Origin of the sequence: Methanobacterium sp. (assembly GCA_016222945.1) — an archaeon.
GTDB lineage: Archaea > Methanobacteriota > Methanobacteria > Methanobacteriales > Methanobacteriaceae > Methanobacterium_D.
Genome location: JACRPY010000006.1, coordinates 139,068 through 161,830 on the forward strand (window position 1 = coordinate 139,068; position 22,763 = coordinate 161,830).

The following is a 22,763-nucleotide window of genomic DNA, read 5'->3' on the forward strand; positions in this document are numbered from 1 at the left end:
AATAGTTTAGAATTAGTGTTTAATTGTCATAAATTTTATATATGATCTATTACAAAACATAATAGACATGAAGAGTGATTCAACACCCCAATTATTGGGAGTACTGGCCATAGTAATAGGTATTTTAATGATAATATATCCGCTGCTAGTAGGATACCTTGCTGGAATTTTCCTTATAGCCTACGGAATATTAGAAGTCATTAAATAATTCAGGGAACCCTAAATTTTTAATTTTTATTTATATTAATTTTAAATAGTTTTCATTATCATTTCAAGAGCCTCGCCAGGCTCTAAAATCCCTGCCCTTGTCTCCCTTAAAACTCTTTGAATAGAAAACTTACGCATATGAGGATATTTCTTATGTACCTCAGTAAGTAAAGGGCAACCATAACCACCTTTTTTAAAAATACCGTATTTAGAAACTAAACTTTTAATTTCACCCTTGCTAACAGAAAACATTGCAGGTAAGTTTATTTTAAAAATATTCTCATCCACTACAACTGACTGAGCTCCAGTTGATAAAAGATCTCCATAAATCAAAAATGGAACATTATTCTTTTTGGTATAATCTAAAACAGCTTCTTTAATCACTTTAGAACATCTGCCACACGGATGAAACCTCCCATCAAGAGAGTCCTTAATAATGTCCTCCATATCTACATTTACATACGTATGATGGACATCAAGTTTATGAGACAGTGTTTCTACATTATTCTGGAAATATTTAGGAAGAATTATGTTTCCAGGATTTACAGTAACTGCAACTGGGTTAAAACCCATAATTTTAGCAACTATAAGAGAAAAACTGCTATCAACACCACCAGACAATGCAACAACTGCTTTATGGGTCTTTGATTCTTCAATATCATCAAAATTTTTTAAAATAGCTTCAAAATCATAAATATTTTCAATTCTCTGATTTAACAAGTTGCAAAGGTTCTCTAAAAGTTTTAGGTCATTTGAACTGACATTTTTTAACATTTCTTTTAAATGTTTGTGGGTCAATTTCATTTTATATTCTTTAAGTAAAATATCAGTGTAGGCTTCTACATGAATCGAGTTTATATTCAGCTCTTCTTTAAGTTTTCCAACAACCCAACCACCCTTTCCGATAACCACGGATTTTTCAGGCCGGTCTGAAGTTATAATAAGCAAACTTCTATTATTTTCATTAAAAATAATCTTTTTAATATCAGGCGTCACTTTTTGGTGGCCAATTTCTTTTCTTATCCTACAGATATGGTTTATTATGTCTTCTGTATCGAATTTCAATTTTATTCCTCTTTATTGGGTACTAATTTCAATGTATTTGTATGATAGGGGAATTCAGCAATTTCACCAATGGGATAACCATTTTTCCCGAGTTCATCTTTAACTAAATTCATATATTCCTCTTTTTGGGGAATAGTGGCAATTGAAAGGGACGGTGCAAAGACAGATGCCTTAAAACCATGACTCCTTGCAATATCTGTAGCTATTTTATTTACACAATATGCATCATTTAGAAGTTTTCCAGTTACAATTGCATCAGGATTAATGTATTGGACAGGACAACCCTCTCTAAGTTTATAATTAGCTTCACCAACCCGTTTCATGCTAATATCATAATATTTAGATACTTTATCCACATCTTCATAGCGAATTCTTATTAAAGGCCTTAAAAAAAGCACACCTTCGCCAGCAATTCTTCCAGGAACTGGCGCAAGCTCCATATTATCAAAGGATAATCCATATTTGTTTAAATATTCCATTATTGGCCCGGATATTCTTTCAGTGGCAGTATCACCAGTTGCTATAACTTCTATGTTATTTTCTTTGGCGATTTTAAGGCATTCTGCCTTCATAATATCCTTACAAATCCGGCAAACATTCTTTCCTTTAGAATTTATAACCCTTCGTTTAATTTCATCTCCAATATAATGGAATTTAAGAGGAATATTTAATGATTCTGCAATTTTGGATGCTTCTTCTTTATGCAATTTCCAGCTCCAATCATGATAAAAATGCACACAAAGTTCTACATTAAGATCCAACTCTTTTAAGAGTGAAACTGCTGTAGCGCTGTCATTTCCTCCAGATAGCATCATAATGATTTTTTTATCCTTAACAAACTTTTTTATGTTATGCTTAAGTTCAGGGAAGTCCTTTAACTTTCTTTTATTCTGTGTAAACTCTGAAAAGATCACGGTATCATCTTGGTATGTTTTATAAAAAATATGAGATTTTATATTGATTGTTAAATTATGATATTGTTTTTGTTGATTTATAAAATAAAGACTCTAAATATGATATCAAATATGATAAAAAATTGTTCATTACAAAATTTATTTAACTTGGAAAACACCACTAAAATATAGGGATAGATTATGCCAATTTTTAACAATTCAGGAAGAGAAAAAATGCAAAATTTAAGAAACATTTTCACAGGATCAGATGACTCTGAAATTAATGAAAACTCAAATAATAAAGAAAATGTTACAATAGGCCTTAAATATAAAAAAGGCAGTAAATCTCCTGTAATTGGTAAAAAACCCCAAATTCGCTCAAATACAATTATTTATGACGATGTTGAAATTGGGGATAATTTTAAAACTGGACACAATGTCTTAATCAGGGAAAAAACTAAGATAGGTGACAATACACTTATTGGAACTAATACAGTAATTGAAGGAAACTGCACCATCGGAAGCAACGTAAGCATACAATCAAATGTTTATATCCCCACAAAAACAGTAATAGAAGATTACGTGTTTATAGGGCCATGTGCATGTTTTACTAATGATAGATATCCTGTAAGAATTGATTTCAAGCTTAAAGGGCCGATAATTAGAAGAGGAGCTTCTATTGGTGCAAACTCAACTTTCTTATCTGATATGGAAATAGGTGAAGGTGCAATGATTGCAGCAGGCGCCATTGTTACAGGGGACGTACCATCATATTATCTGGCAATAGGTGCTCCAGCCAGAATTAAACCACTTCCAAAGCATCTTAAAACACTTAACAAAATATAACTCCTTTTTATTCTTTAATTTTTTTAGATATGTTTTTGTTTTAAATATGCCATTTCATGGCGTTAAAACAGCCTTATTCTCATAATAATTAAAAATAAATCATTCTCTATGGGTTTAAGACTTAAATAAAGATAAAAATAAAGATAATCAATATATTATTACATTAAAAACGTTATTTGGACATTTTTTTTAAGATGAAAGGTTAAATTTGAAGTTGATTTCATTTTTCAAATTGTACATGATTTTAAAATATGATAATCAATTTTAATTAGAACCACCAAGAGGAACTAAAAGTGACTCAAGGCACATATCTTATAATGGATTTAGTTGAAGTCACAATCAAGATAAGCATTATAAATAAGCTATAAAATCGACAAATTTATATACTATGGGGTACTGATAATGAATTGAGGTGATATGTATGGCTGAATTACCAGTTGCTCCAGTTGGAAGAATCATAAAAAATGCTGGTGCACCAAGAATAAGTGACGACGCAAGAGACGAACTAACAAAAGTTCTCGAAGAAATGGGTGAAGGAATAGCTTCAGAAGCTGTTAAACTTGCAAGACACGCCGGTAGAAAAACCGTAAAAGCATCAGACATAGAATTAGCTGTTAAAAATTTATAACAGCGCACTTTTTTCTTTTTTATTTTTAAATTCAAATATCTATAATCAAAATAGGCCTTTTTAATCGACTAAAAAATGATTTAAAGGATGTTATTAACACATTTTTTAATTAAGCACTGTTATTTTAGACCTAAACTATATTAAAATTAAAATGTGTATTATTTTTAGCCAATAATGGCTAATTCTCCTGCAGTGGTGATTTTAAGTTCATCATGTGCAATGAAGCCCATTTCTCTTAATTCTCTTATATGGTTGTAGGTCATGCCTCTGCTTATACCTACTTTTATTGAAAGATTTTTTACAGAACTTTCACCTTTTTCAAGCTCTTCTAAGATTATTCTTTTAGTTTTCGAAATTCCAAAGTTCAATATGGGAAGATCAATTATTTCACTGTCTTCTTCTGTTACATAAACAATTCTTTCAACATCACTGTGCCGGGCATAGCAGCCAAAGAGAGCTCCAAGAGCCTGAGGCTTCCTGCCACCGCTAACATTCACTATAACCTTTCTGCCATGGGCACATTCTTCATCAATGATATCTGCAGTGTCATTAGCAATCATCACAACATTATAAAGGCTTGTGAATTTGCTTTCTATTGTTATAACTTTTCCAATGGTTTCTTTAAGTATTCTTTCAGCTTCAACCACCTTTTCATTCGCATCTTCTTCCCGTAAAAGAATAATCTTTTTAGGGGCAAATTGAGTGATGCAGAACATTACAGGTTCTAATTTATAAATTGTAGAGATTAATGTATAATCCATTATTCACACCAGTTTCAATAGAATAAATCAAACTATTTGTTGATTAAATGTATTTTTGTATCCTATTTATATTTCTTTTTAATTAATCACCTACTCTTTACTGGTTTTGGATTTAAATAGGCTTAGATAACATTGAATTGTGAATATAAAAACTATCTTATATATATTTAATATATTCTTACATGTATATTTGTACATTAATACATATAAAACATATACATTTAAATATAAGTACAATACAGTTATAGTACAAGGGAATATAAAAAAAATGATTGGATGTGAACATAAAATGTTTTGTAAAGAATGCGGGTCTGAAATAAATGATAAAGCAGTTATATGTCCTTCATGTGGTGTGCCTGTTGGGAATATAGATGTGCTAAAAAAACCAGGTATAAGCCGTGGCTGGGCTGCGGTGGCAAGTCTTTTAATTGTCGGTTTGGGTCAAATACTTCAAGGACGTGTGGGACGTGGCGTGGCATGGCTAATTGGAAGTATAATAATAAGCATAGCAACAATGGGTATTGCTGCCCCTATCATGTGGATTGCAAGTGCTATTGATGCATATAAGTATGAAGCATATGATATCACTTGAAATTAAGGTTAGTTTCCATTTTTTATAGAAAAGTAAAAATATATAAGGACATGTATGGATTTAGGGGCGAATGGCAGTTATAATGGATTAGCTGTATTATCATATGGCGATAAAATAACAAAATATATATTATCATATAGTTAAGTAATAAACAGAGGCATAAAGAAAAATGAGATTAAAAATCAGCTTATCATCATCGAAGAGTAATTATTTGATCCCTTTTAATTATAATCATATTTTATCTGCTATTATTTATCGTAAGATTGCAGACCTTGATTTAGCAGCTAAACTTCATTTTTCTAATGATTTTAAGTTTTTTACTTTTTCACAGATTTATGTTCCACAATTCAAGCTCACTAAAAGAGGTGTTCTTTCAAGGGATGGCAAATTAGAGTTTTATATTAGTTCTCCAAACGATGATTTAATAAAAAGTCTGGTTGAAGGCCATCTTGAAAATTCTGAAGTTGATTTTAAAGGCGATAAATTGCTGGTGGAAGAGATTGAGCTATTAAAAAGCCCCATATTTAGTGAATGCATGAAAATGAAAACCATGTCGCCAGTTATAGCTAGAATAAAGCGTGAAATTGATGGAAAACTCAAGATATGGGATTTAGGGCCTGGAGACGAGCGATTCTATGAAAGCGTTCAGAAAAATTTGATTAATAAGTATGTTAAGTTTTATGGCGATTTTGACGGTGATAATTGGGTTAGGATAAGGCCAGATATGAAGACAGCTCGAAGGCGCAGGATTGATATTAAAGGGAATTTTCATAGAGGTTTTATGATGAATTTTGAGATTGAAGCAGATTTGAGGCTTTTGGAGTTTGCTTATGATTGTGGGCTTGGTGAGAAGAATAGTATGGGTTTTGGAATGGTTGAACGTGCATTATAACAAAATTCTGGAAATGGAATGTATTTTTAAAAAAGGCTGAAATTAAGTATCAGGTGAAAAGATGAAAATTGAAATACCCATGTTTCATGATGTATGGATGGATAATGGTGTTGAACATCTTTATAGAATTTTAAAGGAATCAGATGGTGTAAAAACTAATTTATTAAGCAATAAATTTGAATTTGAGATTATAGATAAGGAAAATTTTCTAAAAAGTTTTGTTAAAAAAATAGAAGAGAAAAGGGATTCTGTAATATTCATTGAAGAAAAAAATGAAACGACTAATGAAAAAAGAAATCTAAAAAAGGACTTTGTGCTCATACAATATGGAAAAAAGGTAGATGGAAGAAATGTACTAAAAGAAAAAATTTATTTAAATCCTGAAGAAAGAATAAATGAAATTTTTGATATTATAAATGAAAATGGGAATAATAAATGCATAATATGTGGTAAAAACTACAAAAAAAGAGTAGATAATTTAAAACAAGCAGTATATCCGCTAGTAACTAAAATTAAAAGTTTGAATGGAATAAGATCAACAAGAGAACAATATGTGGAATTATGTCCTTTATGTTATTTAATTGGGACATTGGAATGGTGTGATGAAGGCATTATTTATAGAGTATTTCCTAAATCTCACTCTTTTGTTCTTTTACCAAAAGTATATGATTTTAAGACTCTTTATGAGTCAAAATCAAAATGGATAAACACAGTTCTGAGTGGCGAGAGATTCTCAAATATTAAAGTTTCAAAAAATAATTATGAAGAAGTTGAATGGACTTCTAGCGAATATAGTACTCTCCTCTGTTTTTTTGAAAAATTTTTGAATTGGGTTTGTTTAGAAGATGAAGGTTTAATGAGCTTCGAAAGTGCTAAGAGTGAAGTTTGCGAAGATTGGGTATATATGAGTATACCGTGGGGAATGGTTAAAAATATAAAATTTGAAGACTTAGATATTGAAAATGAGGTTATGGGTATTATTTATGAGCTAATAAAAGATGAAAAATATGTTTATGGAGATTTTATTAAAAAAATTTTGTATTTTAGAAAAACACCTAATGGTACAACAATTGATAATGATCTTACAAATCAAACTAGAGAAAATCTTTCAAAATATTTTTTAATGGATGACTTTAATAAATTTTCTAATACGTTTATTCCAAGAAAAAAAGGAAGAATATCCATCAATAAAGAATCAAGGGGTGTATTGGAGAATTTGGTTTATTTATGGAGGTTGCAAAAAATGGGCTTTGAAAAGGAGGATTTAGAAACTATAAAAAGTGTAGGAAATATCGTAGCAGAGGTTTCAACAAAGAGCATAGGTCTTTTATATAGATTAGACAAGGCACGATCAATTGAAGAATTTTGGAATTCTTTAAGGGAAATATCCCGAAAAATGATTTCATTAGAAAAACCAGTTAAAGCAAAAAGCATAAATGGACTAATAGAAATGATGAACGAAAAAAGGGAAAATTGGGAAGAAATTAAGAATTTGTTAGTTATTTACAGTTGTATGTATTATTATATAAAAACTTTATAATGGGGCAGATAATATGAAAAGTCTAAAAGGAATAAGTGTAGTTTGGCTAACTAAAACAGATTTAACAAATTTAAATGCAGGAGAAGGAGAAGAGAGTTTTATAGATGTAAAAAAATACAAAATTGGTAGAGAAGAATATCCATATGTAAGTGGACAAGCCATGCGGTTCTATATTAAAGAAGCTATTAGAAGAAATTTGGAAAATGACTCAATGTGTATTCCTAATTCTGAAGGGATCCCTGTATGTCTTCAGGAGATTAACAAGTTAGAAGAATACGATGATAAGTGGAAATCTGCCTTAAAAGGATGCTTGAGTTGTGATTTATTTGGATTTATGAAACCTATCGGATCACAAGGTTCAATAACTAGAGTATCGCCCGTTAAAGTTGCTCCAGCTATAGGTTTGCTTCCTTTTGATGAAAACTCAACAATTGATTTTTTAACAAGAAAAGAGGGCATAAATGTTTCTAAAAAGCAAGGAGGTAAAATTGTAAATGTTGAAATTGGAACTAACATTTACAAGAGCGGAATTTCAGTAGATTTTCAAAGAGTTGGTGGCGAAGAAGACTGGAGCGAAGGCATCGTGAAAATGGATTATGCATTGAATGAGGAGGAAAGAAAAGAGAGAATTAAAAAAGTTATAGAATCATTGAGATATCTAACTGATTATTCAAAACAAGCTAGGCTACTTACAGATTTCACTCCAGATATCATTTGTATAGCTTTCCAAAATAAATATTCTCATAGACTTCAGAAATTATTTGAATTGAATAAGAATGAAGAATTGAATATTAGCAGATTAAACGAAATACTATCTGATGTTAAAGAATATAGCGATAATATAATATTTGGAATGATTTCAGGAGTAATTAATAACGAAGAATCTGTCAAAAAAGTTTTTGAAGATCATAATATTCCTGTAAAAACTCCAAATGAAGCTATTAATGATGCATTATCACAATTTTAAATGGTGAAAGCTTTGAAATGCTTAAGTTTTGAAATAGAAGGCATTTATTTTAATTGTTTCAGAAAACCAACTAGTACTTCTACTATTGTTAGTTATTCGATTCCGCCGTTTACGACTATACGAGGAGTATTATCAAATTGTTTAGGTCTAGGGCAATTCCCTAGGCATGAGGAGTATTTGTTACTTCAAGATGAAATAAAAATAGGTATTCAAAAAATAGCAATAAAAGGAATTTCAAAAGAACTATCTAAAATCCTAAAATTGAAGAAAACTGGCTCGGGATTTAGAAGAGTTTTTCCTTCTTCTCCTATGTTTAGAGAATTTTTAGTAAATCCGGAATATAAGGTTTATGTACTTGGTAACAATGAAAAAATCGAAGATATTTCTAAAAAACTTAAAAATCCGGAGAGGCCACTTTATTTAGGTCAATCTGATGATATGGTTGATATTACAAATATAAAAACAATAAAAACAGAAAAAACAGAGTCTAAGAAAATCCATAGTGTAGTTGAGGGTATTTATGAAAACTGTGAGATTGTAAAAATCCCCTATAAATTTGGAAATGATGGAAAATCATTACAAGAATTAACAATATCACTTCCTATGGGATATCCATTAATAATTGATGAAAAAGTTGAGTGTTACAAATGTGACGACGAATATATCACAGCATATTAGGAAAATAAGACTAATTAATTCTTCAATGTTCTATAACTATTTTTCAAGGGCTGAAATAATGCTAATTGCAAAATATAAGGGAAAAAATGGTAAAAATCATTATCAAACATTATATGGACATTCTATTGATTCTTTAAAAATTCTTTATCATTATTTTGAGAAAAATCATATTTCAATAAAACAGTTTTGCAAAAGATGGGATTTAAATTGTGGAAATTTTATGCAAAATTTATTCATTACAATTTATTTTCATGATATAGGCAAAGCTACAAAACAATTTCAAGATAATATTAAAATTGGTAAACATTCACAATATTATCCTCATTCTTTTTTTGCGTTCCCTATTTTTCTTAATTTTTACTTAAATGGAATTTTAAATTCTTTTTTAAAGGAAAATGATCCTATACTATTAGAATTTTGTTCAGTTTTAGGACATCATACACAGCTCCATAAGAATATTTATGAAGATATTTACAATGATGTAAATTATCAAGAGAATGAAATAATTTACTTTATTAATTCATTAAAGACGGTTTATAAAGAATTGAAATTTTATAATTTTTTTGAATTAGAAGAAAAAAGAATAAATGAATTAAATATTTTAAATTCTAGTCAAATAAAGGGCAAAATTAAACAAATTATCCATAATAGCGATATATATCCAAATAAAATTAAATTAAAATCTGTTTTCACCTATTTTTTCTCAATTCTCCAGCTTTGTGATGATTATTCCAGTGCGAATTTCTCTAAATTTATTGAAAGTTATAATGGGGATATTAAGCTTTTTGATTCTGTTATAGAGAATCCTGAAGAGTATGTTCTTAAATTAAACATAAATAATCCTGTAGAGGTTGTTTTAGGTGATCATCAACCTCATGATTTCCAATCGGAACTTTTCGAAAAATCACCCAAATTTTCGGTTTTATTTGCTCCTTGTGGAAGGGGAAAAACGGAAGCATCTCTTTTATGGGCCTTAAATTCCATGGAAAATTATGATAGAAACAAAATAGTTTTTGCTTTGCCCACACAAGTAACAAGTAATGCTATGTGGGAACGTTTATGCACAATGTTTGGCAAAGGGGAGTCCGATAAAGAAAAAATGGAAGATGGTAAGAAATACGTTGGATTATTCCATGGTAAAAGCTTTATAAAACTTAAATCCGAAGTTATGAAAGAAAATGAAGATCTAAGTGATAAAGATATTTCAGAAATACAGGGGGATGTATTTAAAGGAAATGTATTTTTTAAACCCATAACAGTAACGACTATTGATCATTTGATTTATTCTTTTGTTCATGGCTTTAGACAGGCCGATTTTGCTTTAGGAAACCTACAAAATGCTACAATAATTTTCGATGAAGTGCATTATTATGAAAAAAACACTCTTAATCATTTAATCACTTTATTTAGACTCCTCAAACAATTTGACATTCCTCATTTATTAATGTCTGGAACATTACCTGATTTCCTCCGAGATGAGTTAGAAGACTATGTTGAAGTTATTGATAAAGAAGGTATTGAATATACTCCATTTTCTTTTAATTTAAGTGATGAAAACATAATAAAAATCCCAAAATCCACAGATGAAAATGAAGAAGATCCCTTAATCAATCAAGAAATTCTTGATGATATTGTAAATAAATATAATCTTGGTTTAAAACAATTTATCATTTTGAATACCATAAAAAGAGCTCAAGAATTTTATAAGATATTAAAAAATAATTTAGAAGAAAAGTATGACGATCCAAATGTAATCTTATATCACTCTCAGTTTATTTACAATGATCGAGTCGAAAAAGAATCAGAAATAAAAAATAGATCTAAAAAAGGACCATTTATTTTAATAGCGACTCAAGTAATCGAAATATCATTAGATATATCGTGTGATGTGATGTATACAGAAATAGCGCCTCCTGATGCAATTGGCCAAAGAGGTGGCCGTCTTAATCGAAAAGGAAAAGTTTACTCTACTGATGGAATTCTCCATGAAATGAAGATATTTGCACCTGAAAGTCATCTTCCTTATAATGAAGAATTATTGCAAAAGACAAGAAATAACATTTTAAAGGGCCCAACTTCCTATAAAAAGATTAAAAAATTATGTGATGAGATATATGATGATTATAAATTGGAAAAAACCAATTTAGAAAAAATTTTCAAAGAATGCACATTATTTGGTTATAGGCCAATTGAAATTGCATTTGGAGAAGATGAAGGAAGATTATTACAAATTAGGGAAGAAAAAGTACAAAAAATTGATGTTATTCCCTGTAAATTTTATAAAAACGAAGAAAAGAACCTTAATGTCGAAAATCAGGTTCAAATTCCACTTTGGTGGTATCAAAATGATCAAAAAGAGCATGGTGAAGAATTAGAATATTTTTATATTGTTTCAAAATTGGTTGGAAGGAAAGAAAGATATTACATGATTTGTAAAATGGATTATAATAATGAAATTGGTTTTAATTATGGTAAAAAAGCTCAATGTACTTCTGATGATAATATTTTTTAAATTAGCTCATTTTGAGATTGAAATGATATGATTGCAGGAGATGTTGAATCTGTATTTGTGTTTAATCAGATCAAATTGAGCTTTATTTAATAAATTTATGATATTTAATTGATGATTTCACTCATAAACTTGAGCAACCATTTATAAGTAATCACTCATAAAGTTGAGTAACTATTTATATAAGGTTACTCATAAAGTTGAGTAAGGCGATAATATGAAACCAAACACAGATGACCTTTTAGATTACATCCTGGCAAGACTAAGGGAAGGACCCAGATTAGCTCAAGACCAAATTCAAAGAAATGGAAAGAAATTCAGACATAGAAACGCTTTTTTTAAACTTAAAAAGCACACTGATAACTTTTTAGATAATTCCAACGAAAACAGATTTATAATTATGCCCGGTTTAAGAGGCGTTGGAAAAACCACACTACTTTTCCAAATATATGACTATTTAACAAATGAAAAAGGTATTGCACAGGATAGAGTCCTTTATATTTCTGCAGATCATCTGAGCGAATACTTAGACGGTAAAATAATCGATGCAGCAGATGTTTTTATTGGTGAAGTCCATCAAAAAACCCCAGTAACCTTAGATGAAGAGATATTTATCCTTATAGACGAATCTCAGCATGATAAAGAATGGTCAAATGCAGGTAAAATATTATATGACCAGAGTAAAAAGATTTTCATGATATTTACCGGCTCTTCAGCATTGAGTTTGGAATCAAACGTTGAAGCAGTCAGAAGATCAAAAAAAGAGTCAATATTTCCCCTGAATTTTTCAGAATACTTGCTTTTAAAACATGATATTTATGCACCCAAAGGAACATCAGCAAGCATTAGAAAGTTAATTTTCATGGGAGACATAGAGGATGCCTCTAAAAAAGAAAATGAGCTAATGAAGAAAATGCTAAAACTGGAGCGGCCCATTGAAAAGGAATGGGAAAATTATTTACATTGTGGAGGCTTCCCCTTTGGAATTCACTTAAATGATTATGATATCCATGAAAAAACCTTTAATATGCTGGATCGCGTGGTTGAAAAGGATGTATCTCTTATCCGGTCTTTTAGATCAGAAACTCAAAGCTCAATTTTTAGAATACTTATGTTTTTAGCCCTTCAAAAAGCAGGTGAAACATCTGAAGGTAAATTAGCAAATGATATAGGAATTTCTTCAGCTCTCGTAAAAGATATACTAAGTATCCTTGAAAAAACTCATCTGATATTCCATATCAAACCATATTCTGGAAGTGCTAGAACATCCGTAAGAAAGGCATGGAAGTATTATTTTTTATCTCCATCCATAAAAACAAGTATAAATTTCGAACTGGGTAAATATAACCCTAAAAAGAGGGAATTTTTGGGTGAACTTGCAGAAAACATGGTGGCGTCCTATTTTTTCAGACTCAAAGAAACTATTAATATGCCGCATGGAATATTTTATGCTGCAGAAAAGGAAGGTGTTGATTTTCTATTAAGTGATATAACTGGTGAAATCATACCTGTTGAAGTGGGAGTTGGAAATAAAGATAAAAGGCAAATAAATAAAGCAATTAATAAATATAATTCGGAATACGGCATAGTGGTGTCTAATAAAACAAAAAGGATTACACTTGAAGATGATGTGATTCATGTTCCACTAACCACATTTTCATTTTTATAGTTGGTTAAAATGCTTTCAGACTCCGAAAAAGAACTAAGAATCATTGGAACTCAAATCAATTACTATTTCATCTGCAAGACTAAACTATGGCTTTTTTCTCATCATATCCAGATGGAACAGGAATCTGAACTCGTATCTCTTGGAAAATTACTGCATCAAAAAAGTTACAAGGATGAAAAGGAGTATACAATTGATAATTTAATCAGTGTTGATTTTATTAAAAAAAGGGATTGTCTGGAGCTTCATGAAGTTAAAAAGAGTAATAAAATGGAAAAATCTCATGAATACCAGCTTCTCTATTACATGTATTATTTAAAAGATAAAAAAGGTATTGAGAATATCAAAGGCATAATTAATTACCCTAAGATGAGAAAAAAAGTTACCATAGATTTAGATGAATCTAAAGAAATGGAATTAATGGATATAATTAAAGACATTGGTAATGTTATTAATAATGAGGCTCCAAAACCTGTGAAAATGAAGATTTGTAAGAAATGTGCATATTATGAGTTCTGTTGGATATGAATTTTCATTAAATGAATTATTAGGCGGATAAACTATGAAAAAGAACTACTATTTACTGTCTGATGGACTACTTAAAAGAAGGGAAAACACAGTATATTTTGTGAATAAAGACGGTAAAAAACCAATTCCAATAAATAAAATTTATTCTATTTATGCATATGGATCATTAACATTCTCATCACAGGCTATTCACCTTCTTGCAAAGGAAGGAATACCAGTTCACTTCTTTAATTATTATGGATATTATGACGGTAGTTTTTATCCAAGAGAAAAGCTATTATCGGGAGATTTAATTATAAAACAGGCAGAACACTACTTAAACCATGAAAAAAGGATTATTATAGCTAAAAAGTTCGTAGAAGGTGCTTCCAAAAATATGGAAAAAGTTCTTAAATATTACAGCCTTGAAAACAAAATAAGCACTATATTACTGGATTTAACTGGATGTAACATGATAACAGAAGTTATGAATGTTGAAGGGAGGATACGTGCCAATTATTACCAAAAAATGAATGAAATTCTCCCAGAAAACTTTAAAATGGAGAAGAGAGTTAAAAGACCTCCAGAAAACATGATAAACGCCCTTATAAGCTTTGGGAACTCTATGGTTTATTCAACAGTTCTATCAGAAATTTATAATACTCAGCTTAACCCTACAATTTCTTATCTTCATGAGCCATCAGAGCGGAGATTTTCCCTTGCTTTGGATTTAAGCGAAATATTCAAGCCCATACTTGTGGATCGGCTGATTTTCTATCTTGTAAACAAGAGAATGTTAAGTGAAGATGATTTTGAAAAAAATTTGAATTACTGCCTCTTAAATGATAAAGGAAGAAAAAAATTCATTAAAGAATATGATGAACGGCTCAAAAAGACTATTAAACACAGGGAACTTAACAGGAAGGTTTCTTACAAGAGACTCATAAGGCTGGAGGCTTATAAGCTTATAAAACATCTTCTTGACTCTAAGGAGTATACTCCATTTGTTATGTGGTGGTAAAAATAGTTTTTTGGAAAGTGGGTTTATGTATGTGATAATTGTATATGACATTAAAGTTGAACGTGTTAATAAAGTCAAAGGATTCCTCAGAAAACATCTTTACTGGATACAAAATTCTGTTTTTGAAGGAGAAGTCACTAAAAGCGAGATGGAACAAATAAAAAGTGGTTTATTAAATATTATAGAAAAAGATGAAGATTCTGTGATAATATACAGGTTTAGAACCTCTGACGCTTTTAACAGGAAGGTTTTAGGTGTTGAGAAGGCACCAATAAATGGTATTCTTTAATATTTAAGTTTTTACTATATTTAATTATATTTCAACTATTTTTTTCACTTTTTAAAGGCCATAAACCCCATCGTTTATCACATAACTTTTTAACTCCAGATTAAAATTACTTTAAGTTACTTTATTCTCAAATCGTTTTAAAAACAGTAATACATTCCTATTTTAATTTTACCTTGTCATTTTATTTTTAAATAAACAAAAAAGTTATTTTATATTTTAATTTCTCTAAAAACACATGATTTTAAAGTCGTTGATCCATATAAAAGAATCTGGGAATTGGACATCGACAAATATAAGTGTTTGAGGGGCCAAAGGATATTATGTATTTGGGGAAATGGGGCAAATTTCCGCCCTGCTTAAATCAGACTATTTTAGGATTGAAATAGTATTTATGTAACATTTTTAAACAGTGCTTTTCACGCTTAAATCAGACTATTTTAGGATTGAAATTGTTTTAACTTTAAAGAAAGCAGTCACTGGAGATGGCTTAAATCAGACTATTTTAGGATTGAAATGGCAACAATACACACGAAACAATACAAGTTTGCATGCTTAAATCAGACTATTTTAGGATTGAAATTGTGTCATGCGATAGTTGTTTTAATAATCATTTTAACAGTTATGAGCTTAAATCAGACTATTTTAGGATTGAAATTTATATAATGAAGATTACCCACTTGCATTTTATGATATGCTTAAATCAGACTATTTTAGGATTGAAATCTAACTGCTCAATCTGTTAAGGCAGCTGGAAAGGCAGCGCTTAAATCAGACTATTTTAGGATTGAAATATTTTAATATGGTTATATTGCTTGTATAAAATTGTTGAAAGCTTAAATCAGACTATTTTAGGATTGAAATAACAAACAAAAAAATGAGATAAGTCTTGAAAAAAGGCTTAAATCAGACTATTTTAGGATTGAAATTTAGCTGATATGAAGTTTATTTATGTTGGTATGGAGCTTAAATCAGACTATTTTAGGATTGAAATTAAAAAAATAAAATAAAAAAATTAAAAAATTTTATCCGCTTAAATCAGACTATTTTAGGATTGAAATCTAGCTGGACAAAATAGGGTTTTACATAGATGTGCTTAAATCAGACTATTTTAGGATTGAAATTAATCCGTTTACACCCGCTCCTATGCTTATGTTTAGCTTAAATCAGACTATTTTAGGATTGAAATAGAGGAGAACGAAACGAAATAGCTATTGCATGGGAAAGCTTAAATCAGACTATTTTAGGATTGAAATGGAGATAGTTATACAATACGTGAAAAAGCAGAACCCGGCTTAAATCAGACTATTTTAGGATTGAAATTCCATATATTCACAGGTGCGGGTAAACTGTCACTTGGCTTAAATCAGACTATTTTAGGATTGAAATTTACATTTAAGACATTTAACAACACCCTTGTAGTTTGGCTTAAATCAGACTATTTTAGGATTGAAATACAAATGCTAGTGTACTGTTTGCAAACACTACCGGCGCTTAAATCAGACTATTTTAGGATTGATATCCAAATCCCCCCTTGGGTTTTCAAGATATTTTGCTTAAATCAGACTATTTTAGGATTGAAATACGTGATAATAAATTCTGGTTTGAAACCACGGATGAAAGCTTAAATCAGACTATTTTAGGATTGAAATCCTGTACACTGATAATCATAATCAGTGTTAATAAGCTTAAATCAGACTATTTTAGGATTGAAATTTACTCGTGTAAATTCTCTTCCAGATTTCTCTGCTTCAAGCTTAAATCAGACTATTTTAGGATTGAAATAATGGATTACATAAGTTTACATGTGGATATAAAAGGCTTAAATCAGACTATTTTAGGATTGAAATTAGGTAATGAAGACGAAGTAGGTGTACTTGAATCCAGCTTAAATCAGACTATTTTAGGATTGAAATTCATAAGTCATTGCTACATGATGCCAGTTATGTGTTAATGCAGTCGGCTTAAATCAGACTATTTTAGGATTGAAATACATTAATGTATGCAAACAATATAACCATAATTATTAGCTTAAATCAGACTATTTTAGGATTGAAATAGTTTTATTAATTGATTATTTTCAAGTTCTTTAGGTAATTGCTTAAATCAGACTATTTTAGGATTGAAATCCTACTCGTTTATATAGTCGTGTTTATACCGCATTAGCTTAAATCAGACTATTTTAGGATTGAAATCTAAACAAACTTGCGATTTCCAAGGGAGAACGCGCTTAAATCAGACTATTTTAGGATTGAGTTAATGCTTAAATCAGACTATTTTAGGATTGAAATGAAGCAATAATAACTGTTTTAGATTTAGAGAATATGCTTAAATCAGACTATTTTAGGATTGAAATGCTTTTTCTACTAACTCATCAATTTCATTGATTAAGCTTAAATCAGACTATTTTAGGATTGAAATTTGGTAGGGTAATGAATATTAAAAGAAATGGGAATAGCTTAAATCAGACTATTTTAGGATTGAAATAAAGGCATACCAGTCTTCTTATCAGCTAAACCTGTTGGCTTAAATCAGACTATTTTAGGATTGAAATCTCATTAATGGTCTAACTCCATAATTATCTATCATTGGCTTAAATCAGACTATTTTAGGATTGAAATTTCGTAAACCGTTCGTAGTCCATTGCTTAGAATATTAGCTTAAATCAGACTATTTTAGGATTGAAATTTATATATTTGCAAAGCTAAATTTAAAGTACCCTCAGCTTAAATCAGACTATTTTAGGATTGAAATAGCAATGACATATTAAGAACTAAATTTTATAACAAGCTTAAATCAGACTATTTTAGGATTGAAATTATGATGGAAACATGTCGCTTAAGGGTGCTTTAGAGCTTAAATCAGACTATTTTAGGATTGAAATATGGCAAAGTATTATCTGTATTAGTATCATGACTAGCTTAAATCAGACTATTTTAGGATTGAAATTAGCTACAGTTAACCTTGAACCATTCAATGCTCCAGCTTAAATCAGACTATTTTAGGATTGAAATCATAAAAATCGTCGAGAAGCACGATCCAAAACCATAGCTTAAATCAGACTAGTTTAGGATTGAAATGTAAATATAACAGAATTGCAGACAGTATTGGTTCTAGCTTAAATCAGACTATTTTAGGATTGAAATTCTTAGAGTTTAAATTTAGTATAGAATGATTAGTTTATTCGAAATTTGGATACGATTATTTGTTTAGTTAAGTTCAAAGTAGTAACACGAAAGTATAAATTACTTAACAAAAGGTGATAAATATGGCTATGAAACTCTATGATTTTGTGGAAAAAGTGACTGAAATTGAAAATGCAACAATATATGTGGAACATTACACTAACGAAGAAGATTCTGATGGAACAGAAATTCACAGGGTTGAAATGAATGTGGAAGATACTGACACTGAAATTATAACAGCATCATATATCATTGAAGCAGAATCCAAATTAGCCCTGGACCAACAAGTGAAATTCACCCTTGGTGGGTATTTCAATAAAATTGATGTTGTAAACAAATTGTATTAATAAGTTTTTTAAGGATATATAAAATGAGATATATTATTTAAAAAAAAATAAGATAATTTCGGAACCTAAAACTCATTCAACACAACTTATAGTAGCATTCTGCTCTAGATAATCTTTATTTTTCTTCAAGTCTTCTGATGGCATCATCAAAAAGAATCATTGATTTTTCCAAAATCAGGTTAACAGAATAATTACAGGTGCTACGCAGGTTGATGATGTTACGGGCCTTACCTCCGGATTCAATGAGTACAAGGGGGTAACTTCGACAGACTTGTGGTCTTGAATGGTATATTCCACATTTATTTGTCTCAGGGTCGATGAATTTGCATGGCTGAATATCTTTAAGCTCAAAATGTTCAGGGAAAAGTTTGTTAGGTATGATTCCCTTTTTTAACTCTGGATTGAAATTTAGAAGAAGGTTCAATTCATCTTTATGTATAAATATAGATTCTGATTCTCTGCAGCATCTTCCGCAAATAGTGCACCATTCTTGATGTTCCTTGGCAATTTCATAGTTTGATGGGCCGCCTAATGCATCTAAGCTAAGGATGTCAGCAAGTTCTATTATTTCTTTAAGGTCCCCTTTAGTAACTCCCAATTTCTTATATTTTTTAACAGATCTTTTCTTTTTCAATCTTTTAAAGACTGCCTTCTCCAGGAGTTCAACCTCCTTAGAAGAATTTTCTCCTTCCTCTGATTCTAAAGCTTTTTCTCTGAGGTTTTTAAACAGTTCTTTGTCTATTAGAATATCTCTTAACATTTATGGCACTCACTTCGTTGATTGGTTGTAAATTTACTAATATTGCAATAAGAAACATTGGTCTTGTAGTGGATAAATTAGTTTTGATGATTTAAATAATTAATTCATAAGTCAGATCCAGACAGTCTTGATCACATAATTGTTTTAATTCAGATTTATAATCCTAAAAAAACAGTAAGCTGTAATTAAAATTGATAAAATTAAATATGAAGTTTGAAAAATTGATTAATAATATGGAGGATGATAATAGTTTCATCACCCAAATCTTTTTTTAAGCTGGAGGATTATGGCTTGCATGTCCTCTTTACTCATATTGCACAAAGCATCTTCCATTTCATCCCACAGCATACCTTTGAAGTTTTCAACAAAATGTTCTACTTTTTTTTCATCCATTTAATGTCCCCCTAAATTTTTTATATATATATAGTTAATTCACCTTATTACACTTTAATACATACTAACTAATAAATTTTTCTCGAAAAAGTCATTAAAAAAAATCCCTAAGTAGATTTTTACTTGGAACCGCCTGCATATTCATTCATTGGGCTATAATCTGATTTTTTATTTATTAAGGAGTTACATAAATTATTTAAATAATGGTGTATTAAAATGTAATAGGGCTAATTAGAATGATCCAACAAAGAATTAATTTTAAATTAAGTATATAATTCGGCCCCAAAAAAGATGGGTGATAGATATGCATGGAGAAGGCAAACATATGGGAATGCATGGAGAAAGCAGCCACATGGGAATGAAGAAAGATTGGATGATGAAAAAATGGATAATGAAGATGATGACTGAAGATGAAATGAAGATGATGGCAGTCAAAAAATTAGACATGAAAATATCAGAATTAGAACAGAAATTGGAATACAAAAAATGGTTACGAGATACGTTAAAAAGTAAAATTCAACAATAAAATGAGAAAATCATAATAAAAGGAATTAGAGGTTATCTCTCATGTGGATAATCAATTACTAAGGAGTTGGTATAATTGTTGGAAAATAAATATTTATTTTTGGCTATTTTAGGGATTATGGGCGTGGTTGCAGTTTCTGGGTGTACTTCACAGACCACCACCAGTGCAAATACTGTTACCATACAAAATATGGCTTTCAATCCAGCTACACTTAATGTTCAAGTTGGTACAACTGTTACCTGGACAAACAAAGATTCTGCAACTCATCGTGTAGTGAGTGATACAGGATTATTTAATAGTGGCGATTTAACTACTGGGATGAGTTATAACTACACTTTCAATCAAACTGGATCCTTTTCATATCACTGCTCAATACATCCATCCATGACTGGAACCGTTGTAGTTTCAACTAATGATCCATCAAACAGCAACACTTCAACAAATACTAATTCCGGCGGATCTGGACCAAAATATTAAATAAACACTCTCAAATAAATAGAATTTTTTAGGAGCGGAAACAAATCACTATGAGTTTTTATTTCGCTCCATTAATTTTTACTTTTAATTATATAAAATGATGAAAAAAGAAGAATGTAATTAAATTCTCTGAAATAAAAAAAAACCATATTATGATGGTATCTTTTGTTCTAATTTGATTAATGATTTAATGGCATAAATTAATGTGTCTATTCCATCATCAGGCAAATTTATCAAAATATTCCTCTTCTTTGTATTCGTTTTGGATTAAAGGCTTCATAGCTTCTATCATACTTCCCATGATCAAAAATAAATTTTCATCTTTATCTTTCAATGCGTTAACCAATGATCGTTCTACACTTTTTCGTGAGCTGATGTCTATTAAAATTGAGATAGCACCTAAATATGTGCCATCTGCTTTAAATAGGGGATTCGTGGATACTAAAACGTGCGAAAATACACCTTGTTTGTTCAGCAATTTTAATTCATAAGTTTGGCCCGTCAATTTCTCAGTTTTATTCAAATAATAATTTATTAGCTCTTCACCCCTTCTGTCTGTAAAATTAGATATGTCCTTTTTAAGCATTTCAGACACGGTGTAGCCTAACATTTTAGCTATAGATTGGTTAACGTAGGTTAATTTATTATTTGAGTTCATTAAAAAAACGCCTGATTGGGCTTTTTCTACTATTAACCTATATTTCTCTTCACTTTCTCTTAATTTTCTTTCTATGTTTTTGCGTTCTATTGCATATTTAATGGATTTGGCCAATAACTGACTCTCAATCTGCCCCTTAACAAGATAATCCTGGGCACCTTCTGCAACAGCGTTGATAGCTAATTCTTCATCAGTAAGACCTGTGAGTATGATTATGGGCATGTTGGGAGCATTTTGGTTCATTTTAATGAAAGTATCAATCCCATGACTATCAGGGAGGTTAAGATCGAGGAGTAAGATATCTATATCCTCTTTAACGAGAATTTTCAACCCATCACTTAGATTACCAACATTTAATAGATTAAAATGAATACCAACAGCGTCTTTTAACATCTCTCGGATTATAATAACATCTCCTGGATTATCTTCGATAATCAGGACATTTGTTATATTTTCACGCATACGATTCACCGTGGAGGTAGTTTTACAATATTGAGCCAAAAGTCTTCAATATTACTAATTACTTTAATGAAATGGTCAAAATCAAATGGTTTAGTAATATAACAATTAGCATTATGTTTATAAGTCTCAATAATATCTTCTTCAGCTGTAGATGTGGTTAAAATTATTACTGGAATGCATTTAAGGCTTTTATCTTCTTTAATTTCTTTTAAAACTTCTCTTCCATCCTTTCTAGGCAAATTTAAATCTAGTAGTACTATATCTGGACGAGAGGCCTGAGAATATTCGCCTTCCCTTCGAAGCATTTTCATGGCTTTTTCGCCGTCTAGTGCCACCTGCATCTTGTTATCGATCTTAGCATCTTTGAAAACTTCTTCAATTAAACGAATGTCGCCAAGATTGTCTTCTATTAATAATATTTCAATAGGGTTTGCCGAGTCCGGCCGCATATTATCAAATCCTTACTGATATTCTTTAGCACTATTCATAAAATGGAATTAATTGGAGTTATCATTTTTTGCTCTTCATTGTTTTTTTGGAAGGAATGGGAGGCATATTCTGTTCTAGATTTCTTAGTCTTTCTGATAAGAAGTCTAGAACTTGCTTTCGTTCTTCAAAAGTTACGTCTTTTTTGGAAAGCATGTTAATTAATTCTGTGATGCTTCTGACAGATTGTGTTCCAGTACTTTCATCCATAAGGAGGATGTCTCTTTTGCCAATTTCCTTTGCTGGGGCTACACATACGGCTCCTAAGATATTCCCGTTCTTATCCTTTACATCCATAGTGCTGGTAAATTTTTTCTCTACTTTCATACTAAATCACCTAATTACATTTTGATACATTATAATAAATAAAGTTTTTCATTAAAACTTATTCACATATGCCTGTTAGAATTG

The 22,763-nt window shown here is 30.2% G+C and carries 24 protein-coding genes and 2 CRISPR repeat arrays; of the genes, 16 read left to right on the forward strand and 8 right to left on the reverse strand.

Features of this window, described 5'->3' with window-relative positions; translation table 11 throughout:
* Positions 1-67: 67 nt before the first annotated feature.
* Positions 68-208, forward strand: coding sequence for a hypothetical protein (locus HZC47_09690; protein MBI5681154.1), 141 nt, complete (start codon positions 68-70; stop codon positions 206-208).
* Positions 209-249: 41 nt separating this feature from the next.
* On the opposite strand, the gene HZC47_09695 is transcribed toward HZC47_09690, so the two are convergent.
* Positions 250-1,272 carry an ATPase gene (locus HZC47_09695; GenBank protein MBI5681155.1) on the reverse strand — a complete coding sequence of 341 codons (1,023 nt, stop codon included), beginning with the start codon at positions 1,270-1,272 and terminating at the stop codon, positions 250-252.
* A 2-nt stretch (positions 1,273-1,274) separates the two neighbouring features.
* Positions 1,275-2,186, reverse strand: coding sequence for a phosphoadenosine phosphosulfate reductase family protein (locus tag HZC47_09700; GenBank protein MBI5681156.1), 912 nt, complete (start codon positions 2,184-2,186; stop codon positions 1,275-1,277).
* A gap of 213 nt (positions 2,187-2,399) precedes the next feature.
* On the opposite strand from HZC47_09700, the gene HZC47_09705 reads away from it, so the two are divergent.
* On the forward strand, positions 2,400-3,011 hold the full coding sequence (locus HZC47_09705; protein ID MBI5681157.1) for an N-acetyltransferase: 612 nt from the start codon (positions 2,400-2,402) through the stop codon (positions 3,009-3,011).
* Positions 3,012-3,432: 421 nt separating this feature from the next.
* On the forward strand, positions 3,433-3,639 hold the full coding sequence (locus tag HZC47_09710; GenBank protein ID MBI5681158.1) for a histone family protein: 207 nt from the start codon (positions 3,433-3,435) through the stop codon (positions 3,637-3,639).
* Between the two features lie 164 nt (positions 3,640-3,803).
* On the opposite strand, the gene HZC47_09715 is transcribed toward HZC47_09710, so the two are convergent.
* Positions 3,804-4,400, reverse strand: a complete 597-nt coding sequence (locus HZC47_09715; protein MBI5681159.1) for a CRISPR locus-related DNA-binding protein — start codon at positions 4,398-4,400, stop codon at positions 3,804-3,806.
* Positions 4,401-4,668: 268 nt separating this feature from the next.
* Here HZC47_09715 and HZC47_09720 point away from each other — a divergent pair, with 268 nt between their 5' ends.
* The 11 genes from HZC47_09720 (at position 4,669) to HZC47_09770 (ending at position 18,590) form a co-directional block, all read left to right on the forward strand.
* Positions 4,669-4,992, forward strand: coding sequence for a zinc ribbon domain-containing protein (locus HZC47_09720; GenBank protein MBI5681160.1), 324 nt, complete (start codon positions 4,669-4,671; stop codon positions 4,990-4,992).
* Positions 4,993-5,161: 169 nt separating this feature from the next.
* Positions 5,162-5,884: a CRISPR-associated endoribonuclease Cas6 gene (gene cas6 / locus HZC47_09725; GenBank protein MBI5681161.1), complete on the forward strand. Its 723-nt coding sequence runs from the start codon at positions 5,162-5,164 to the stop codon at positions 5,882-5,884.
* Between the two features lie 61 nt (positions 5,885-5,945).
* The gene (locus HZC47_09730; protein MBI5681162.1) at positions 5,946-7,424 is read left to right on the forward strand and encodes a hypothetical protein; all 1,479 of its coding nucleotides are present in this window, start codon (positions 5,946-5,948) and stop codon (positions 7,422-7,424) included.
* Between the two features lie 13 nt (positions 7,425-7,437).
* Positions 7,438-8,391, forward strand: a complete 954-nt coding sequence (cas7i, locus tag HZC47_09735; protein MBI5681163.1) for a type I-B CRISPR-associated protein Cas7/Cst2/DevR — start codon at positions 7,438-7,440, stop codon at positions 8,389-8,391.
* A gap of 12 nt (positions 8,392-8,403) precedes the next feature.
* On the forward strand, positions 8,404-9,069 hold the full coding sequence (cas5, locus tag HZC47_09740; GenBank protein MBI5681164.1) for a CRISPR-associated protein Cas5: 666 nt from the start codon (positions 8,404-8,406) through the stop codon (positions 9,067-9,069).
* A 58-nt stretch (positions 9,070-9,127) separates the two neighbouring features.
* A complete protein-coding gene (gene cas3, locus HZC47_09745; protein MBI5681165.1) occupies positions 9,128-11,581 on the forward strand; it encodes a CRISPR-associated helicase Cas3' in 2,454 nt (817 codons plus the stop codon).
* Between the two features lie 214 nt (positions 11,582-11,795).
* Entirely contained in the window at positions 11,796-13,247 is a 1,452-nt protein-coding gene (locus HZC47_09750) for an ATP-binding protein (GenBank protein MBI5681166.1), read from the forward strand.
* A 9-nt stretch (positions 13,248-13,256) separates the two neighbouring features.
* Positions 13,257-13,772 carry a CRISPR-associated protein Cas4 gene (gene cas4 / locus HZC47_09755; protein MBI5681167.1) on the forward strand — a complete coding sequence of 172 codons (516 nt, stop codon included), beginning with the start codon at positions 13,257-13,259 and terminating at the stop codon, positions 13,770-13,772.
* A 34-nt stretch (positions 13,773-13,806) separates the two neighbouring features.
* Positions 13,807-14,772, forward strand: a complete 966-nt coding sequence (gene cas1b, locus HZC47_09760; protein ID MBI5681168.1) for a type I-B CRISPR-associated endonuclease Cas1 — start codon at positions 13,807-13,809, stop codon at positions 14,770-14,772.
* Positions 14,773-14,797: 25 nt separating this feature from the next.
* Positions 14,798-15,061 (forward strand): CRISPR-associated endonuclease Cas2, encoded by a 264-nt coding sequence (gene cas2 / locus HZC47_09765; protein ID MBI5681169.1) that lies wholly within the window; start codon positions 14,798-14,800, stop codon positions 15,059-15,061.
* A gap of 354 nt (positions 15,062-15,415) precedes the next feature.
* Positions 15,416-17,316: direct repeats of the CRISPR family, unit length 30 nt; unit sequence GCTTAAATCAGACTATTTTAGGATTGAAAT.
* A 3-nt stretch (positions 17,317-17,319) separates the two neighbouring features.
* Positions 17,320-18,204: direct repeats of the CRISPR family, unit length 30 nt; unit sequence GCTTAAATCAGACTATTTTAGGATTGAAAT.
* Between the two features lie 122 nt (positions 18,205-18,326).
* Positions 18,327-18,590: a hypothetical protein gene (locus HZC47_09770; protein ID MBI5681170.1), complete on the forward strand. Its 264-nt coding sequence runs from the start codon at positions 18,327-18,329 to the stop codon at positions 18,588-18,590.
* Between the two features lie 115 nt (positions 18,591-18,705).
* On the opposite strand, the gene HZC47_09775 is transcribed toward HZC47_09770, so the two are convergent.
* The gene (locus HZC47_09775) at positions 18,706-19,350 is read right to left on the reverse strand and encodes a YkgJ family cysteine cluster protein (protein MBI5681171.1); all 645 of its coding nucleotides are present in this window, start codon (positions 19,348-19,350) and stop codon (positions 18,706-18,708) included.
* A 255-nt stretch (positions 19,351-19,605) separates the two neighbouring features.
* The gene (locus HZC47_09780) at positions 19,606-19,743 is read right to left on the reverse strand and encodes a hypothetical protein (GenBank protein ID MBI5681172.1); all 138 of its coding nucleotides are present in this window, start codon (positions 19,741-19,743) and stop codon (positions 19,606-19,608) included.
* Positions 19,744-20,047: 304 nt separating this feature from the next.
* Between HZC47_09780 and HZC47_09785 the strand changes: the two genes are divergently transcribed.
* Positions 20,048-20,269: a hypothetical protein gene (locus HZC47_09785; GenBank protein MBI5681173.1), complete on the forward strand. Its 222-nt coding sequence runs from the start codon at positions 20,048-20,050 to the stop codon at positions 20,267-20,269.
* A 75-nt stretch (positions 20,270-20,344) separates the two neighbouring features.
* On the forward strand, positions 20,345-20,746 hold the full coding sequence (locus HZC47_09790) for a cupredoxin family copper-binding protein (protein ID MBI5681174.1): 402 nt from the start codon (positions 20,345-20,347) through the stop codon (positions 20,744-20,746).
* Positions 20,747-20,966: 220 nt separating this feature from the next.
* Here the strand turns inward: HZC47_09790 and HZC47_09795 are convergent, their stop codons facing one another.
* From HZC47_09795 to HZC47_09805, 3 genes are all read right to left on the reverse strand, one after another.
* Complete coding sequence (locus tag HZC47_09795) at positions 20,967-21,866, reverse strand: PAS domain S-box protein (protein ID MBI5681175.1); 900 nt, start codon at positions 21,864-21,866, stop codon at positions 20,967-20,969.
* A 5-nt stretch (positions 21,867-21,871) separates the two neighbouring features.
* Positions 21,872-22,315, reverse strand: coding sequence for a response regulator (locus HZC47_09800; protein MBI5681176.1), 444 nt, complete (start codon positions 22,313-22,315; stop codon positions 21,872-21,874).
* Positions 22,316-22,376: 61 nt separating this feature from the next.
* Positions 22,377-22,679 carry a hypothetical protein gene (locus tag HZC47_09805; GenBank protein MBI5681177.1) on the reverse strand — a complete coding sequence of 101 codons (303 nt, stop codon included), beginning with the start codon at positions 22,677-22,679 and terminating at the stop codon, positions 22,377-22,379.
* Positions 22,680-22,763: the final 84 nt, after the last annotated feature.